At 68.0% G+C, this 16,876-nt stretch carries 16 protein-coding genes; 7 read left to right on the forward strand and 9 right to left on the reverse strand.

What is annotated here, in order from left to right; translation table 11 throughout:
* Window position 1: 1 nt before the first annotated feature.
* Entirely contained in the window at window positions 2-838 is an 837-nt protein-coding gene (locus AB0316_RS07780) for an aminoglycoside phosphotransferase family protein (RefSeq protein ID WP_366271964.1), read from the forward strand.
* Window positions 839-895: 57 nt separating this feature from the next.
* Here AB0316_RS07780 and AB0316_RS07785 read toward each other — a convergent pair whose 3' ends face one another.
* Entirely contained in the window at window positions 896-1,288 is a 393-nt protein-coding gene (locus AB0316_RS07785; protein ID WP_366271966.1) for a nuclear transport factor 2 family protein, read from the reverse strand.
* Window positions 1,289-1,553: 265 nt separating this feature from the next.
* Here AB0316_RS07785 and AB0316_RS07790 point away from each other — a divergent pair, with 265 nt between their 5' ends.
* Window positions 1,554-2,348: a DinB family protein gene (locus tag AB0316_RS07790; protein WP_366271967.1), complete on the forward strand. Its 795-nt coding sequence runs from the start codon at window positions 1,554-1,556 to the stop codon at window positions 2,346-2,348.
* A 174-nt stretch (window positions 2,349-2,522) separates the two neighbouring features.
* Complete coding sequence (locus AB0316_RS07795) at window positions 2,523-2,897, forward strand: hypothetical protein (RefSeq protein WP_366271969.1); 375 nt, start codon at window positions 2,523-2,525, stop codon at window positions 2,895-2,897.
* Window positions 2,898-2,923: 26 nt separating this feature from the next.
* Here AB0316_RS07795 and AB0316_RS07800 read toward each other — a convergent pair whose 3' ends face one another.
* The 4 genes from AB0316_RS07800 to AB0316_RS07815 all read right to left on the reverse strand — a co-directional run bounded on the left by AB0316_RS07800 (window position 2,924) and on the right by AB0316_RS07815 (window position 6,139).
* A complete protein-coding gene (locus tag AB0316_RS07800; RefSeq protein ID WP_366271971.1) occupies window positions 2,924-3,316 on the reverse strand; it encodes a nuclear transport factor 2 family protein in 393 nt (130 codons plus the stop codon).
* A gap of 84 nt (window positions 3,317-3,400) precedes the next feature.
* Entirely contained in the window at window positions 3,401-3,883 is a 483-nt protein-coding gene (locus AB0316_RS07805) for a hypothetical protein (protein ID WP_366271973.1), read from the reverse strand.
* A gap of 1,301 nt (window positions 3,884-5,184) precedes the next feature.
* Window positions 5,185-5,586: a hypothetical protein gene (locus tag AB0316_RS07810; RefSeq protein ID WP_366271974.1), complete on the reverse strand. Its 402-nt coding sequence runs from the start codon at window positions 5,584-5,586 to the stop codon at window positions 5,185-5,187.
* A 106-nt stretch (window positions 5,587-5,692) separates the two neighbouring features.
* Window positions 5,693-6,139 (reverse strand): SRPBCC family protein, encoded by a 447-nt coding sequence (locus tag AB0316_RS07815; protein ID WP_366271976.1) that lies wholly within the window; start codon window positions 6,137-6,139, stop codon window positions 5,693-5,695.
* Window positions 6,140-6,482: 343 nt separating this feature from the next.
* On the opposite strand from AB0316_RS07815, the gene AB0316_RS07820 reads away from it, so the two are divergent.
* Window positions 6,483-6,650, forward strand: coding sequence for a hypothetical protein (locus tag AB0316_RS07820; protein WP_366271978.1), 168 nt, complete (start codon window positions 6,483-6,485; stop codon window positions 6,648-6,650).
* A gap of 343 nt (window positions 6,651-6,993) precedes the next feature.
* Here the strand turns inward: AB0316_RS07820 and AB0316_RS07825 are convergent, their stop codons facing one another.
* Both AB0316_RS07825 and AB0316_RS07830 read right to left on the reverse strand, forming a co-directional pair.
* Window positions 6,994-7,260 (reverse strand): hypothetical protein, encoded by a 267-nt coding sequence (locus tag AB0316_RS07825; protein ID WP_366271980.1) that lies wholly within the window; start codon window positions 7,258-7,260, stop codon window positions 6,994-6,996.
* An 867-nt stretch (window positions 7,261-8,127) separates the two neighbouring features.
* Entirely contained in the window at window positions 8,128-10,764 is a 2,637-nt protein-coding gene (locus AB0316_RS07830; protein WP_366271982.1) for an adenylate/guanylate cyclase domain-containing protein, read from the reverse strand.
* Window positions 10,765-11,009: 245 nt separating this feature from the next.
* Between AB0316_RS07830 and AB0316_RS07835 the strand changes: the two genes are divergently transcribed.
* Complete coding sequence (locus AB0316_RS07835) at window positions 11,010-11,453, forward strand: DUF4259 domain-containing protein (protein WP_366271984.1); 444 nt, start codon at window positions 11,010-11,012, stop codon at window positions 11,451-11,453.
* 63 nt (window positions 11,454-11,516) lie between these two features.
* On the opposite strand, the gene AB0316_RS07840 is transcribed toward AB0316_RS07835, so the two are convergent.
* Both AB0316_RS07840 and sepH read right to left on the reverse strand, forming a co-directional pair.
* Window positions 11,517-11,978, reverse strand: a complete 462-nt coding sequence (locus tag AB0316_RS07840) for a hypothetical protein (RefSeq protein WP_366271986.1) — start codon at window positions 11,976-11,978, stop codon at window positions 11,517-11,519.
* Window positions 11,979-13,230: 1,252 nt separating this feature from the next.
* Window positions 13,231-14,829 (reverse strand): septation protein SepH, encoded by a 1,599-nt coding sequence (gene sepH, locus AB0316_RS07845; protein ID WP_366271988.1) that lies wholly within the window; start codon window positions 14,827-14,829, stop codon window positions 13,231-13,233.
* A 204-nt stretch (window positions 14,830-15,033) separates the two neighbouring features.
* Between sepH and AB0316_RS07850 the strand changes: the two genes are divergently transcribed.
* Both AB0316_RS07850 and AB0316_RS07855 read left to right on the forward strand, forming a co-directional pair.
* Window positions 15,034-15,669, forward strand: a complete 636-nt coding sequence (locus AB0316_RS07850) for a trimeric intracellular cation channel family protein (RefSeq protein WP_366271990.1) — start codon at window positions 15,034-15,036, stop codon at window positions 15,667-15,669.
* 80 nt (window positions 15,670-15,749) lie between these two features.
* Entirely contained in the window at window positions 15,750-16,874 is a 1,125-nt protein-coding gene (locus tag AB0316_RS07855) for a ferrochelatase (RefSeq protein WP_366271992.1), read from the forward strand.
* Window positions 16,875-16,876: the final 2 nt, after the last annotated feature.

A 16,876-nucleotide genomic window follows, 5' to 3' on the forward strand; every position in this document is an offset into this window, starting at 1 on the left:
AGTGCGTGACTGGCTGGAGCAGCTACCTCGTTTGTCGACGCAGTTGATGGCTCGCTGGTCCTGCGTGCCGGCCGGCGACGTACGGGCCGGGCACGGCGGGGTCGTCGTGCCGGTGCGTCGCGCCGACGGCACCCGCGCCGTGTTGAAGATGTCGCTTCCGAGCGACAGGGACGATTTCGAGTCCACAGTCCTGAGCGTCTGGGGCGGCCGGGGTGCCGTCCTGCTGCTGGAGCGCGACGACGAGCTTGGGGCGCGGCTGCTGGAGAACCTTGAGGACCGTTCGCTTGCCGAGGTCGAGGACGCGGAAGTGTCGATGGCGGTGGTGGGCGGCCTCGTTCGCCGACTAGCCGTGCCGGCCCCGGAAGGCCTGCCTCGGCTGACTGAGGCCTATCAGCAGTGGGCGCTCGAGCTGCCGGACATGAACCGACGCTGCGGCCGGGCGCTGCCGGACCGCACCGTCGCCGCTGCCGTGGCGTCCTGTCGCGACCTCGGCTCAGAGCAGCCCGACACGGTCCTGCACGGAGACTTGCATCAGAACAACGTCCTGCGTGGAACGCGAGAAGAATGGCTGGCGATCGACCCGCTCGGCGTGGTGGGTGACCTGGCTACTGAGTGTCTCACCCACCTGCGCGACCGGTGGGTCGAGCTCCACCATCAGGACCAGCCCGAACGAGCGCTGCGGCGCAGGATCGATGTCTTCGCGGAAGCCGCGCACATCGATCGCGAGCGAGCCCGCAGGTGGACGCAGCTGCGAGCGACCGTGACGATCCTTCGCTCTCCTGTCGACCTCAACGACGGCGGCCTGCACGCCTGGGTTGCCACTGCCCTTACCGACTGAATCACCCCGGCACCTGACGCAGTCTCACGCGTTGCGGCAGATCCGCGCGTCCTCGGTTCAGTCCTGAATGGTGTCTGTGGCCTGAGACCAGCGGCAGCGCCAGCCAGCAGCAGCATCACGTAGGTAGGTGTCCAGATGCCAGCACTCCAAATGGCCGCCGCCGTGCGGTGTCTTGAGGTCGATGACCGACAGGTAACGGACAACAGCCAGATCGCCGCTGCGTAACACCTCGATCGGGGTGATGGCTTCGAATCGGGTGTAGCTCACTGAGCCGTCGCACAGGCCGCCGACGTATCGCTCCCGATCCCAGATCCCGCCGCCCGGGCTGCACAAGACGAAGTTCGGGTCATGCAATGCCCACAACGCTGGCCCGTCGGCGCTGACGATCGCCCGCAGGCGCGCTCGCTCATTCGCTGCCAGATCATCCGAGGCCTGATCAACTACGTCCATCGGGGAAGCCTTGCACTACTAGGACCATCAAACGTGCCGCCCGCGGCAGAAGTGTGCATTCGCAGACGGACGGCCGTCAGGCGGTGCCGATTGTCCCCGGCTGTTGCGTGAACCTCAGCCGAGAACGGTTTCGAGGTGTCGCATGCCGCGGGTGCGGCCCTGCTACCCCACCGGATTCGGCCTCTTCCGAAGCGCAGCCTCCGATCCGGAAGCGCTCCGCCCGGAATCCCCCCTATTGTCGAACCACGCCCACGAGAGGACTGGCATGGCGACATTCGGCAATGAAGACCTCAGCGGTTCAACATTCGACTGGACCAACTTGAGCGGGTCGACCTTCCGCGCGGCGTCGCTGAGCAACGTGACCATCCGGGGCACCGACCTGCATCATGTGAAGATGACCGGCGTCGAGTTGATCGACGTCGACATCAGCGGCGAGATAGAGGGCCTGCGGATAAACGGCGTTGACGTCACGCAGTTCGTCGCCGACGAAATGGACCGGCGCAATCCCGACCGGATAAAGATGCGCCCCGACGACCCGGCGGGATTCCGCGAGGCGTGGGATCTGCTGGAGGAGGTGTGGGGCGGCACCGTAGAGCGCGCGCGGCACCTCGACCCCGCGCTGCTGCACGAACGGGTCGACGGCGAGTGGTCCTTCATCGAGACGCTGCGTCATCTCAACTTCGCGACCGCGGCATGGATCGCGCGGGCGATCGACGGAGACTCTGCGCCCTGGCACCCACTCGACCGTCCCTGGGACGAGGCGCCGACCGACCGGGGCTTTCCCCGCGACCTCAACGCGCGGCCCACGTTGGATGACGTGCTGGAGATACGCCGCGAGCGACAGGCCGCTGTGCGCCGCGTGATTGAGGGCCTCACCGACGAAGCGCTCGCCGCCCCGTTCCGCCCGCCCGCCGACGGCGGCTGGCCTACTCCGGCGTACGAGCTAACGGTCAAGGACTGCCTGCGCATCGTGCTCAACGAGGAGTGGGAGCACCGGCAGTACGCCGAGCGCGACCTCGCGCAGCTGCAGCAGCAAGCCTCCGGAGGGGATGTGGGATGAGCCTGGCCCTGTCATACAGGGTGGCCCGCTTAGCGCAGGTCCCCTCATCTGGCTTGAAGCTGCACGCCGTCGACGCGGAAGCGCGGTCACCCGGACGCCCCAGATCGCGCGCTCCCCGCGCACACTAAGCGGCAAATGAGTGCGTCCTTAAGGTGCGTCTGGCACGCTGCGTTGGTGTCCTTCGATGTCTTCTTCCAAGGGTTCATCGCAGGGGAGTCGTCAGAGCATGGCGGCTCCCAGATGCGCGAAGTGCTAGCGCCCTACGTCATGACGCGGAAAGGGTCGTTCTGGCGGGTGCAGATCGGCGATGGTCAGGCCGATGTGTACCTGAGTGATGACGGGATGATGGCAAATCACATCTCCGGGCAAGACCCGTGGCACGTGCTCCTTGCAGGAGCTCAGGCGGCGAACTGGGTGATCATGCCGATGGACAGGCCCACGTGCCTCACTCAGCCGGGGCAACACGATGAACTTCCTGAAGAGCTTACGGAGGACGTCGTTTTCGTTGAGACGGCGGCCGAGTTGCTATCGGTGATCGAGAGAGCCTGATCGCGGCAGATCCGCGCGTTCTCGGTTCAGTCCTGGATGGTGTCGGTGGCCTGAGACCATCGGCAGCGCCAGCCCGCAACGGCATCACGTAGGTAGGAGTCCATATGCCAGCACTCCAGATGGCCGCCGCCGTGTGGCGTCTTGAGGTCGATGACCGACAGGTACCGGACAACGGCTAGGTCGCCGCTGCGCAGGACCTCGATCGGAGTGACGGCCTCGAATCGGGTGTAGCTCACTGAGCCGTCGCACAGGCCGCCGACGTATCGCTCCCGATCCCAGATACCGCCACCCGGGCTACACAGGACGAAGTCCGGGTCATGCAAGGCCCACAACGCTGGCCCGTCGGCAGTGACGATCGAATGCAAGCGCGCCCGTTCGATCGCAGTCAGGTCATCCGAGGTCTGATCGACTACGTCCATCGGGGAAGCCTCGCACTTCGGGGACTGCAAACGCACCACGCGCGGCATGTGCGGACGTTGGCGGGTTGCTCGCTTCCGCCTCACCTACGGGTGTCCAGCCCTCCAGCCGGCGCGAACGCGCCAGACTGTCATTGCGACCCAGAACAGGCCACAGACCCAGAGCCACCCGGACGCGGTAGGGGCGGCCATGAACGAGAAAGCGGCAGCGCCGGCGAAGTACACGACGTGCAGGAAGGCGATGCGCTGGACCCAGCCTGGCTTCGCTCGGCCGAACGGGTCGAGGAGCGGGCGACCTGCCACCGCGGCGAACACTACGACCGCCAGAACACCGCCGGCGTTGCCGATCAAGGCGATCCCGAGATACTTCAAGCCGACCGGCCACGGGTGCTTGACCCCGGGCCACGACGCCACGAGGACCGCCACGCCTGTGAGCAGGGCCGCGAGCCCTCCGGCGATGTCGCGGCCTGTCCAGACCACCGGCTTCCGGGGCTGGGCCAGCTTGCGTGGAGGCTGCACCGGCCAGCTGACGTCCTTCGTCAGGTGAGGAATGGCCGGGTCTCTCTCCACGGAGGTCACGGTAGAGCGCACGGGGCCCGTTAGACGATGAATCGGCAACCTTTGAGCCGCGCTCTTCAGTGTGGTGCGCACTGCGGCGCCTCAGGAACATCAGGATCTCGGCACGATCGGTCGCACCATCCGCGGCATGAGCGGTAAACGGCTTTGGCAGATTGACGAGGCGGGGCAAGACTCGTGCGACGCCCGTCGGTCGTTCCGGAGATTCGCCTACCGTGACCGTCGTGGCAGGCCAAGCGGACCGACGGGCAGCGTTACGGGCACTCTGGTTCCCAGCTGCGATCCCTGCAGTTCTGGCCCTCTGCGTGGCTCTCTCTTTCGCGACGGGGGAGGCCTGGCCGCTTGCCGTGGCCGTTGGTTCGTTTGCACTGCTGGACGCGGCCTCGGCGCGACTCGTGCGGGCGTACGTTGACGAGCACCCAGCCGCCGCGCGCGGCACCTACACGGCCGCTACGCCGGCCTATATGCGTTACTGGGCCCGGCGCGCTGATGTTGATTGGCGCCTTCCGGCGGCTGTGCTCTGGGGAGGCGCCGGGCTCCTTGGATGCTTCTTCATCTTCTTGGCCCTCCACGCAGTCTGGGATTTCGCCGTAGCTGGCTAGGCGCGTAGCGCGGCATGAGCGGTAGACGTCTCACGCTGATGCTCGGGCGGTGGCCGATCTCATCACTCGCTCGTCCTTGCCTGCGTGTCCGGCTGTCCATGCTTTGTGGTTGGTAGCCAGAGGCGAACGATCACTGTGACTGCGACGGCGAGGCATGCGAGTCCCAAGAGCGCGAAGCACGTGGTTAGGGGGACGATTTCCCCTGTGCCGTTATCCCGCACGCTCTGTATGTACAGCATCGCCCGCAGGAATGCGGCTGCAGTTGCGAGGCACCAAGCGATCGTGGCAAATCGCCGAAGCTGAAGTGCGCCCCCGACAACGCAGCCAGCGCAGACGAAGTACAAGAACACTGTGATCTCGACAGAGCTTCCGCCTCACGACGCCAACGTCGTGTAGATGCCGACTGCGATACCAAGCCAGATAAGAACCACGGCGCGCTTCACCTTCTCCCCGCTTGTTATCAGACAATACTCAGCCTTGCCGCGCGGGCGACGAGCATGTCGAGCCATCCGGGGACTCAGCGCCAGGCCACGCCGTGCGGATGCGCCATGCGTGGTAGCCGACCGCGCCCCACTTGGCCAGTTCGCCAGCCCCTGATGTGCAGCCGCATGGCGGGAATCTCGAACTCGACTCTGACGACGCCCTGTCATCGGCAGGACCGCGGATCGCGGCAAAGTAGTGCGGTCCCGCGCGTCAGAGACGCACCCACACGCCTAGGCCTTCGACGTCGGCACCCTTCGCGAACGCGTTGAGGACGTCGATACCGCGAGCTGCTGTCGTGATGAACCTGCCAGTGAAACCCGCGGGGTCGTCCTGAATCTGGAAGTCGCGGATCTCGTCAGCCGGGACTTGCCCGGTGCCCTCGAGAAGGAGGCATGTCTCGGCATCGTCGAAGCGGTGAACGACGGCCAGGTCTTCGTTGATCGACAGGGTGAGTGCAGGGTAGGCGGAGCCGGCCCTGGCGACTTCCGTGTAGCCGGTTCCTTGACGCAACAGTTGGGCCAACTGCTGGCGATAGTCCTCGTGTTCCGAGGTTCTCAGCACCTGGTGAGCCCGTCCGGTTGCTGGTGGTATCACGGTCCATTCGACGTCCATGCGCTCCTCCTCGACGGAATCTTCGCGGCTTGGGATCGCCTTCGACAACGTCCTCAACTCGGCAGGACCGCGCGGACAGCGGCAAATCCGGACGTTCTCGGGGGGCCTATGAGAGCGCGTGGACCAGCCAACGATTGCGCTGCGTCAACAGGCGGGTCATGTATTTGGTCAGGATCACGGCGTCGACCAGACGGCCGATCGGGCCGGCCGGTGATGTGAACTCCACCGTGTCAGTCATCAAAGTCGTCTTCTCGCGCTGCTCGAAGACATGTTCATGCCACCAATGTGCAAACGGTCCCGATACCTGCTCGTCGACGAAGCGGTTGGGAGCGACCAGATCGGTGATCCGAGACGTCATGGTGAACGGTAGGCCGAAGTGTCGGGCACGCCATGTGACAGTGTCGCCAAGCTCCATCACGCCAGCACGGACGCCACCGACGACGCGCTCACCCGATCGAGACATGGATGCGGTGTGGGCATCGACAGACAGACTCAGCTCGAAGCACCGTTGAGCCGATGCAGGGACGCTCGTTGCCAACACGATTCGCGGCACCCGCCAACCGTATAGGGCTGCACGTCGCCCGCACCTTGGTAGAGCGATCAGCGGCATGGTCGGGCGATCGTAGTCGCCCTCAGAGCGGCATGTTCGGACGAGTAGGGCTCCGCGCAGAGCTCACCCGTTGGTCGAGACGGTCAACTTGGAACCGGTGATCCCGTCAAGGAGCGTGCGTCCGTCCAATGGATGCTGAAGGTGAACCTCGGCACGCATGCGGTGCTCTGATGCTGCACAGGCCCCGCCGACGGTTCGTGTCTTCACATGCAGGGTGAGCGTCACAGATTCCTGGTTCTCGCTCGCGCTCAGCGATGCACTCTGACACCCGCCGCCGACAGTCTCAGTGGCCAAGTTCGTGCCCGCGGAATCGGTCGACACGGCGTTCGTGATGGGTCGATCCGCGTTCGACTCATTCAGGCCCGAGGACGAGCAACCGGCCAATGCCAAGGTGGCCGCTGCGGCGATGGCCAGTGCACCGCCGGTCGCGCGCCAGGAGGTGCTCATCTTCTGATGCTTTCATTCACCGAGCACACGGCTTGGCAAAGCACGCAAATCCTCCTCCAGGCCTTCGCGCGGGTAGCGGCATTTCCGGATGTTGCCGCGCGCCCTCAGGGCCGCCGTTCGCGGCGGCAAAATACACGGGCCCTGCTCGCATCCGCCCTGGCCCTTGTCACGGGGGGATGCTCCTCCGCGGTGGTCCGGACAAGGCCCGTCGCCGCTGCCCTCGTCAGCGGCGCTCTCGCGGGGCTCGCCCTAGATCTGGTGACGTTCATCCTCGTGACCATCGCGTTCCCGCAGACGCCGGATCCGATCCAATGCAGATGCGGCCGACAACGGCGGGACCGGCCCCTCCCTCAGCGCTGCGCCGTCGCCTCCGACTTCAAGGTCGCGATCTGCTCAGCGCTCAGGTACGAGGCCGCCTGTCGGGACACCAGCGCCAGAGTGGCCATATCCACCTGCGTCAGGCTCCCCGCACGGTCGGTGTAGCGGGCCGGCAGCGTCACCGGTCGCAGAGACAGCTTGGCCAAGGTCAGCCTGCAAAACTCGTACGGGCTCAGAGCCCCCGACTGGAGGTCTTCGAGAAGGTGGCGCACCCCTGGCGCGAACTGGGACAGATCCACGGGGGCTGAAGTCCGTCCGGCACTGTTCGTCTGCGGGCTGCTCACGGGCCGGTACGGGCCAGGCGGAGCCAGTATCGGCGCCGTCGGTGTGGGCGGCCCCCCGTGCGGACGATGCGTGTGGCCGAGCTGACCGGGCTGACTTGTCGGGCTCGGCTGCCCCTCCGCGGCCACGGCGGTACTCGCCGGCGCATCGGCGCTGACCTGGCCGCAGCCGGCCAGCAGCGCAGCGCTCAGAGCGCCGGCACTGAATGCACCCCAAGGCCGTGGTGAACGCCTCCTGCCCATATCGCACCCCCCTGTCGGCCGCCCCCGCGGCACGGACGCAGATCTACGGGCCGGTCCCGGCCCGGAGCCCCGCGACTCTCTCCCAGTCCGACGAGGGCCGTGCGGGCGACACGGCGCCCAACGGTTTCTACCGTGACGGACACGGAGGCACTTGTCACGATTTCGCTGTAAGTCGCATCACGGCGGTGGACTGTGCGTACGGCTCCGCGCGCCTGTGCCCGGGTTTCCGCGGAGCGGCAGATGAGTGCGTTGCGCTGGCGCCCGTCGCGTCTTGTCCCTCCGTTCGCGGCACAGCCCTCAGCTACCTCAGGCCATTGGAGTGACCGTGACGAACGCGCGCCAGACTGTTGGCTCGCAATCAGGTCCGTTGGGCTGATACGCCGTCGGGACGACCCTCGTCGTCTGCCCAGCGACCAAGGCCTCTGACCATTGACGGCGAACCGTAACGCGTACAGGGGTAGGCCATCCCGAGACAAGACCACGGTTCATGACGAAGAGCCGCTCGGTCGTGCTGGCCACTGACGGTTCGACCGTGCACTGTCCGGCCACGCAGACCTCGACGAAGACTGGGCGCTCGGCCGGTCAGTCTGTAACGTGTGCCTCGAGCAAGACGTTCACGCTGGTGTTGCGACCCCATTGGTATGTGTCCTGCCAGTCCCGTGGCGACAGGCACGCCTCGGATGCCGCAAAGGCGTCATGAATCTCGCTCTCCTGTAGACGAGCTCGCGGGTATCCGCTGCGCTCGCGCAAAGCGTCGACCGCACCCAACAGCTTTACCGCGTCGTGATGCTTCCCCAAGTCAGCGAGGATCGCGCCGAAGTCCTCGGCGATGGTGATGAGGTTCCATGTGCTCGGGTGTCGGAGCGCCGCTGGGATCAGGTCGAGCATCTCGTCGCGTGCCTCAGCAACTCGGCCGACCAGTCTGAGCACGCAGGCCCTGTTGTGCTGCCAGACGCGGGCCGCTCCGGAATGGCCGGCGGCCTGAGCGAGTGCGATCGCCTCCTCGTGCAGCTCAAGAGACCGGTGGTAGTTGCGCTCGTGGCTTTCGACGTTGGCGAGGTTGTCCAGAATGCGATGGTATGGCCCTCCATCGGTCAAACCCCGGCCGACCTCGAGGGCCTCCTCCAACAGGAGACGGGCCGCACCCGGGTCGCCGCAGTAATGTGTCGCAACGGCATAGACCCGTAGGGCCTCGGCCAGCTCATACCCCGTGTCCCCTAGGTCGCGGAGCATCGAGACGGCCTGCAGGCCGCGACGCCTAGCCTCCTCCGCCTCGCCGATGGTTGCCAGGGCACCGGTCAGGAACGACAGGCACCGAGCCAGCTCACTGCTGCTCGTGGTGCCCGCGCGGTCGATGACCGGCTCGAGCCATTGGCGGGCCTCGACATACTTCGCGCCATCGGTCCAGTAGTCACACAGACCCCAACACAACCTCAAGGCCAGCTCGGAGCGGTCCACGGTGATGTCAGTGCCGGCTTCAGCCTCGGCGTCGAGGCACCAGCGCAGCGCGGCGCGGACGTTGCTCTGTTCCGCATCGAGCTCCTCACGGGCCTGCCAGAACCGGTCTCCGCGGAGCTGGCGCCCGACGGTCTCGACCACGCGTAGGTAGTGCCGTGCGTGCTGTGCACGGACGCTGTCGAGGGCGCCTGTGGAGACGAGCCGGTCCACGGCGAAGGCGCGGACGGTCTCGAGCAGCTCGACGCGCGGTTCGCCGTCGTGGTTCTCGGTGACCATGAGGAGGCTGGCATCGACCAGGGGGGTGATCGCCTCGAGCGGATCGGCGCCTGCCGGGTCGGATCCGTCGTCCAGGACGGCGGAGACGGCGGCCAGGTCGGCCCCGGAGTCGAAAACCCCGAGACGTGCGAACACTGACTGGGCCCCGGGTGGGAGCAGGTCGTAGGACCAGGCAATGGTGTTGCGCAGGGTTCGTTGCCGGTCAGCGACGTCGTGCATCGTCGTGGACAAGTCCAGCCGGGTGTTCAGTCGGGCGACGAGCGCGTGCGGCGTGAGCACCTTGAGTCGGGCACTGGCGATCTCGATTGCCAGCGGCAGTCCGTCCAGTCCGCGGCACAGTGCCATCACATCGGCGGCGTTTTCCGCGCGGAGCTCGAAGTCGGGCCGCACGTGCTGGCCCTGCTGCACGAACAACTGCACCGCCGGTGAAGCCTGCGCCGAGGCCAAGTTCTCGTCCCGCGGAACAGCGAGCGGCGACACGGGGTACTCGTGCTCCTCTGCAAGGTGCAGCGGACTGCGTGAGGTCACCACTAGCGTCACCCCTCGGGCGTCCCGGAGGATTTGGGCGACCACGCCGTCCGCACCGTCCAGCTGCTCGAGGTTGTCGAACACCAGGAGGAGCCGCAGGGTACCTAGGCGCCCGAGCACCGCGGTGCGTCCCGGCGCGGTCCCCAAGCCCTCGGCGAGGAAGTCCCACATCTGGTCTGCGGTACGGGCCTCCGCCAGCGGGATGAAGTGGACCCCGTCGGGGAAGTCGTCGACGCATCGACGGGCCAGCTCAAGGGCGAGTCGGGTCTTGCCCGATCCCCCGGAACCGGTCAAGGTCACCAACCGAGCGGCGTCTCGCCCCACCAAGGCCGCCAACTGCGCCAGTTCGTCCTGACGCCCGACTAACGGCGTCGCAGGACTGGGCAGCCGAGAGACCGCACCCAGCGACTTCAACGGCGGGAACTGGCGTGGCAAGCCGTCGGCGACCACCTGGTGCAGGCGCTCCAACTCGGGCAGGTCCTTCAACTGATGCAACCCGAGGTCGAGCAGCCCCACATCTTGGGCCAACCGGCCGCCGAGATGTTCAGCCGTGGCCTCCGAGATGACGATCTGGCCCCCATGAGCGGCCCCGGCCACCCGAGCGCATCGGTGCACGTCCATCCCGACGTAACCGCCGTCGTATGCCGTCGGCGCCCCGGTGTGAATGCCCATCCGAACCCGCACTCGCTCACCCTCCGGCCACGAAAACCTCGTCAGTTCGCGTTGAGCCCGGACAGCGGCTGACACCGCGTCACCGGCCGCCTCGAACGCGACGAAGAAGCTGTCTCCCTCGGTTCCCAGTTCGGTGCCCCGGTGCGCGGCCCAGGCCGAGCGGAGGATGCGACGGTGCGCGCCCAAGGCGTCGGCATAGGCGGGACCCAGCCTGCCCAGCAGCACGGTCGAACCTTCGATGTCCGAGAACAGGAGCGTTACCGTCCCCGATGGCAACGTGCCCATGACCCATTGAATCGCTTGGCCCACGAAGTTCCGCCGAGTCGCACCGAGCAGAGCTCTCTCCGCTGCTCACCTCGGCAGATCCCACCACCTTTGTCCGTTCACCACTGACGCTCGACCCGATGCTCACCCGGCTCGAAATGCGCACATCGACACGACCGCGCCAACCGCGGCAAAAGAGGACGTTCCCCAGTTACGGCGTGGGCCCCTAAGTTGACGCCCCGCACATAGGAAGAGAGTCTTCGACGATGGGAGCATGGGGTGTCGGGCCGTTTGAAAATGACGACGCCGCTGACTTTGTGGATGAGCTCGTCCGGGGCAGTGTGACCGAGGCTCACCAACGGGTTGAGTGGGCCCTGCGTGTGCCCTCAGGACGTATTGAATACCCCCGCGGTGCGACAGCCATCGCCGCGGCAGCACTAGTCGACACATGCATCGACGATGCGCGAGAACTCGAGCCAGAGTTGCGAGACTTCGCTGGCCGTCTCCGTATCGACCTGTCCGACGAAGTGGTCAGGTCGGCCTATGCCTCACTCATTCGCGTCGAGCAGGGTGATAGCGAGTGGAACGAGCTCTGGCTCGATGTCGAGACATGGGCTGCCGCTCGGCAGGTCCTGCGGGACATCAGGACCCGGGTGGCGGCTGACCCGCGGGTCAGTGGTGTGAGCCTCGGGCAGAACACCCTGTTCTGACGCTCCCTGCCCGCGGCATGTCCGGAAGGCGATCCATGACTGGACTGGCTCGGCCAAGCACGCTCAGGTGTAAGTGGGTTTCAGGCCGGGGTCGGGCTCAAGCAGGCGGACGTCTCCTCCGCTCTCGCGCACGCGCTCGACCAGCTCGACATATTCGCTGGGGCTCACCCAGAGCTCGACAAATGTCTCTGTGTCCAAGGCGATGCTCTGATCCGCGGAGATCGCAGTCATCCAGGTGTGCGCAGCCAAAGCGCACGCGATAGCGAAGTCGCCATCGGCGCTGGGATCTAGATCCACCGTTGGGTTCATCGGCACTTTGGTCCTGCCAGTCAGGCGACTGATTTTCGGCTTGATCCGACCCTCGAGCTCCGCGGCGGCCCATCGGACGTCCTCCGGCCACTCGCCCTCTAGCGGTGCAGCGTCGACAGTGATGTCCTCCAGTCGGTGCCGCGTCACATCCAGAAGGGCACGACAGATGCGGTCACGGTCGCTGGCGTTGACGTGGAGCGGCAACTGGATGCCCACAAGCGGGGCCCGGCTCCTTCGTGTCATGAGGTCACGATGCCAGAGGCAGTCGCGCGCGGCTGACTAGGCGAAGCATGTCTCCGCCAATCGCGGCATGAGCGATCGCGCCGGCACGGCTGAAGGAGCCTAGAGCGTGGAGGCTTGTTCGCGGCTGCAGCGGTCCTTCGACCTCCCGGCTGACGGTCTACTTGGGCCTAATTTCCACGTCGATGATGTCGCCGGTCGCTGCGTTAGCAACGACAGTTCCGGTGCACGTCGTCGGCTGGGTGGAACCGGGCGCCGGCGTACCGGCCCCGCCACCGCTAGATGGTGGGCATGGCCCCGTGTCCAGACTGAACACGTACGCGGGGATGCCCTCAGTTGAAGTGGACGGCTTGGACCCAAGGGTTGCTGCCGTCAAGCCGTAGTACATGCCGGACTGCACGAGCAGTGTTGGCGAGTCGGCGACCCAGGGGGCCGATGCGCCATCCTTGGCCAGCAGCGCCTGTACCGCCCCGGCGGTCAGCGGGAACGTGGTGGCGCCGGCGGGGGCGAGGGTTCCGCCCGAACTGTCGGCGAATGCCGGCACCGCGCTGGTAACGGGGACAGCACTCAGCGGCCCACCGCTGGATGTCGTGATGCCCTCGCTTCCAGCGCCCTGAGGGGCGGATGGTGCCACGCTGGGCCCACACCCGGAAACCACCGTGGCTACCAGCGCGCCGGTGAGGAACATGACCGATGGCGTTCTCCGGATAGATGTCATGGCTCTTCCTCAATGGAGCATTGCGGCGGGAATACGAATCGCCGCCGCCCAGCGCGGAGCCGGGCAACGTGGTTCAACTATGACCATTTGACACTCAAGAGCGCGTGAACGTTGCGTTCTCGGCGATGATCGGCGATCACGCGCTTCGCAGGAAGCTCACCCACGGCGAGGTTTTCATAACTACCGCTCATCGGCATGACAGGAAGGACACTTCCGCGGTTTCTTATGGCGCGCCTTGGGTTGACCTAGCCGCTGCGCGAACCCGCTCCAAGGTCCTCGCGTCGATGCAGCTGAGCGGGCCCGCGTGACTGGGTGCGTCGCACTCAGACAACCATGGCGTACGAGCGTGCGCCTTGTCGCGGACGAGACGGCAGCTAGCAGCCATGTCGGCATCGCGGGGCCCGGCCGGTACGTGGGGCCCGGCCGGTACGTGGGGCCGCAATCTTGCCGCCACGGCAGGTCCGCGGCCCAGCGCGTATGCCGTCAGGGCTTCGTTCGGGCGACTCGGGCTCAGTCGTTCTTGCGGCCGAACATGATGTCGTCCCAGCTCGGGACACTCGGGCGGCCGGACTTGCGCGCCGGCGGAGCCGGGCGTGGGGACGGCTTGGCGGCCGAGGCGGCAGGGCGCTGCTCGACGACGTCGTACGTGTCGTCGTCGTCAGCGCGACGACCACGGTCGGCTCGAACGCCCCCGTCGCGGCGGTCCCTGGTGTGGCGCGGAGCGTCCTCGCCGTCGACTCGGACCCCTGGGCGGGACCCATCGCGGCGGCGGCCGGCAGGGCGAAGCCCCGGCTCCTCGAACGAGGCCTCGTCGGTCGACTGCTCGGTCGCCCGAGCAGCCGTAGGTGTCTCCGAGGGCTCCTCCGCAGCGAGCTCGCCGTCGTCCTCCGCCTCGACAGCGTGCGTGCCAGCCGGCATCTCGGTCTGGTCCGAGGTCTCGTCCTCGCCGGTGGCGAGCTTACCCGCCGCGGCGACGTCGTCCGCGGGCGAGACGTCGTCGCGCAGGTCGACGTCCTGTGCCGGCACCGCGCCGGCCTCCTCGTGCACCGGTGCCGGGGCGTCGGGCTCGGGTCCAGTCTGCCCGGCGGCCTCGTCGGGGGCGTCCGGCGCGGCCGCTGTCTCGCGTGCCTGGCGCACCGGCTGGGTGGGCTCGGTGCGACGGGCCTTGCGTCGGGCCGCCTCGACACCCACGCGCTGCTCGACCGTGCCGGTCTTGACGACTTCGGGGTCGTCCTCGGGGTGCGTGTGCGCCGGCGGCGGGAGCTCCTCGCGCGGGTCGCGGGCCAGCTCCTCGAGCGGCAGGGCCTCCTCTGGGGCCTCGTCGAGGCCGGGCACCTCGGTCGACCTGGGGCGACGTCGCCGGCCGCGCTGCGAGCTGCGCTCACGGATCGCCGCCATTAGGTCGACGGTCTCGCCCTGGCGCCGCCGCGACGGGGACGCGCCGACGCCACCCTCGGCCTCCACGTCGTAGACGCGGCTCGGCCGGCTGGAGGCGCTCAGGTGCGGAGCCGGGATGGGACCGGGCGCCTGCTGGTCCTCGTCCTCGCTCAGCCAGCGTGCCTCGTCGTCGACCGCCGAGACCGTGCGGGCCAGCGGGTCGAACTGCCACAGCGCCTCGCGCTGCCGGCCTCCGGCGTTGAAGAGCAGCACGACCGTCCAGGCGCTCTTGTCGGTGCGGCGCGAGTCCCAGCGGGCGCTGCCGGCATCGATCTCCCGGGTGCGCAGCCGCTCGGTGACCCGGGCCTCGAGCGTCGGGGCGCCGCCCTGCGAACCGCCCCGGGCGCGCAACCGCACCTGACGGGCCAGGCCCGCGACGTGCTCGCGCTCGGCGAGGATCGGGCCCTCGTAGCGGTGGACCTTCTCGACGGTCCACCCGGCACGCTCGGCCACGTCCTCGGCCGTCATGCCGGCGCGGATCATGGCCTGGACGTCCTTGGGGCGCAGTCCGCCGGTGGTCTCGATCTGCAGCTGGCCGAGTCGGGGACGGTCGCGCCGCGCGGCGGCGCGCAGCGCCTCGTCGAGCGGGAGGGAGAAGCGGTTGCCCTCGTCGTCGGCCAGCAGCAGGTGCAGTCCGTCCTCGTGGACGCCGACGAGCCTGAGGTGCTGCATGGGTGGGTCTCCCGGTGGCGAGTCTGCGGGTCGTGCCGTACTGGTCGTGCCGTAGCGGTCGTGCTGGTGCGGCCCGGATCGTGCGGGGCGCGGCTCCCGTTGTGCCCGAGGTCGGTTCGGGTGGGCGGGTCGTGCAGTCGAGCATGCCACCGCCATGGGCACGCACCAAAGCGACCACGCCGCAGAGGTAGCGTTTGCCCTGGCATGCCTACCTCCTTCGCGTCTGCGCAGCTCGCCCTCGACCTCGTCGGCGTGTTCGTCTTCGCGCTCTCCGGTGGGCTCGTCGCCGTCAAGAAGCGTTTCGACCTGTTCGGCGTGCTCGTCCTGGCCTGCGCTGCGGCCCTCGGCGGCGGCATCGTCCGCGACCTGCTGATCGGTGCGGTCCCACCCGTGGGCATCAGCGACTGGCGGCTGCTCACCGCCGCCGCCCTCGGCGGCCTCGTGACGTTCGTCTACCACCCTGGCGTCGAGAGGATCAGCCGCTTCGTGCGCGTGCTCGACGCAGCGGGCCTCGGCGCCTTCGCGGTCGCGGGCAGCCTCAAGGCCATCACGACCCACGGCGTCTCGCCGGTGGCCGCCGTCCTCGTCGGCATCATCACGGCGGTCGGAGGCGGGGTCGTCCGTGACCTGCTCGCCGGCCAGGTGCCGGAGGTGCTGCGCCGCGAGCTGTATGCCGTGCCCGCCGCCCTCGGCGCCGTCACCGTCGTCGTGGCCGCCGGGCTCGGGTCGCTGCAGGACTGGGTGCTGTGGAGCGCCGCCGGGATGGTCTTCGCCCTGCGCGTGCTCGCCGTCAGGCTCGACCTGAACGCACCGACTTCCTTGCGCTCCACCGTGACCTGAACCTGCGCGCGCCACCGACCCGTCCACCACCCAGCCACCCATCGAGCTCACCCGACGAGCTCACCCAACGAGGCGGAGACATGACAGCACCAGCAGCCCCGACACCCGAGACGTCGCAGCCCCCGCTCGCGCCCTACGACGCCGTGCTCCTGCTCGGCTTCGGCGGCCCCGAGGCGCCTGACGAGGTCATGCCCTTCCTGCGCCGGGTGACCGCCGGTCGCGGCATTCCTGACGAGCGGCTCGAGGCAGTGGGGGAGCACTACCACCACTTCGGCGGCCGCAGCCCGATCAACGACCAGAACCGGGCCCTGATCGCCGCCCTGCGCGCGGAGCTCGACGCCCGCGGCATCGACACGCCCATCGTGTGGGGCAACCGCAACAGCGCCCCCTTCATCGACGACGCCCTGAGCGAGAGCCACGCGGCGGGCCACCGCCGTGTCGTGGCGCTGACGACGAGCGCCTACTCCTGCTACTCCTCCTGCCGGCAGTACCGCGAGAACCTCGCGGACGCCCTCGCCACGGTGACCGAGGAGGGGATCGACCTGCGGATCGACAAGGTCGCGCAGTACGCCCGCCGCCCCGGCTTCGCGGAGGCCAACGCCGGCGTGCTCGTGCAGGCCCTCCGGGCCCTCGACGGGGCACCCGACAGCGAGATCGCGCTGCTCTTCGTCACGCACTCCATCCCGGACGCCATGGACGACACGTCCGGTCCGGGTGACGGCGACGGCAACCTCTACCAGCGCCAGCACCTCGCGCTCGCCTCGCAGCTGACCGAGGAGGCCAACCGCGTCCTCGGCCGCGACCTCACCGGCGAGCTCGTCTTCTGCTCCCGTTCGGGCCCGCCGAGCCAGCCGTGGCTGGAGCCGGACGTCAACGACCGGATGCGAGAGCTGGCTGCGGCCGGCATCCGCACCGTGGTGACGGCACCCATCGGGTTCGTCAGCGACCACATGGAGGTCGTCTACGACCTCGACACCGAGGCGCAGGAGACCGCCGACGAGCTCGGCCTGACCCACGTCCGCGTGCCGACCGTCGGAGTCGACCCCGTCTTCGTGCGCGACCTCGTCGACGCGCTCCTCGAGCGCGCCGCCGAGGCCCGAGGCGAGTCCGTGCCGCAGTTCGAGGGGCGCATGCCCTCCGTGTGCGCACCGGGGTGCTGTCCCAACCTGCGCCAGGCCCGCCCGGCGCTCTGCGGCAGCGACTGACC

Source organism: Terrabacter sp. NPDC080008, assembly GCF_040702505.1.
GTDB lineage: Bacteria > Actinomycetota > Actinomycetes > Actinomycetales > Dermatophilaceae > Terrabacter.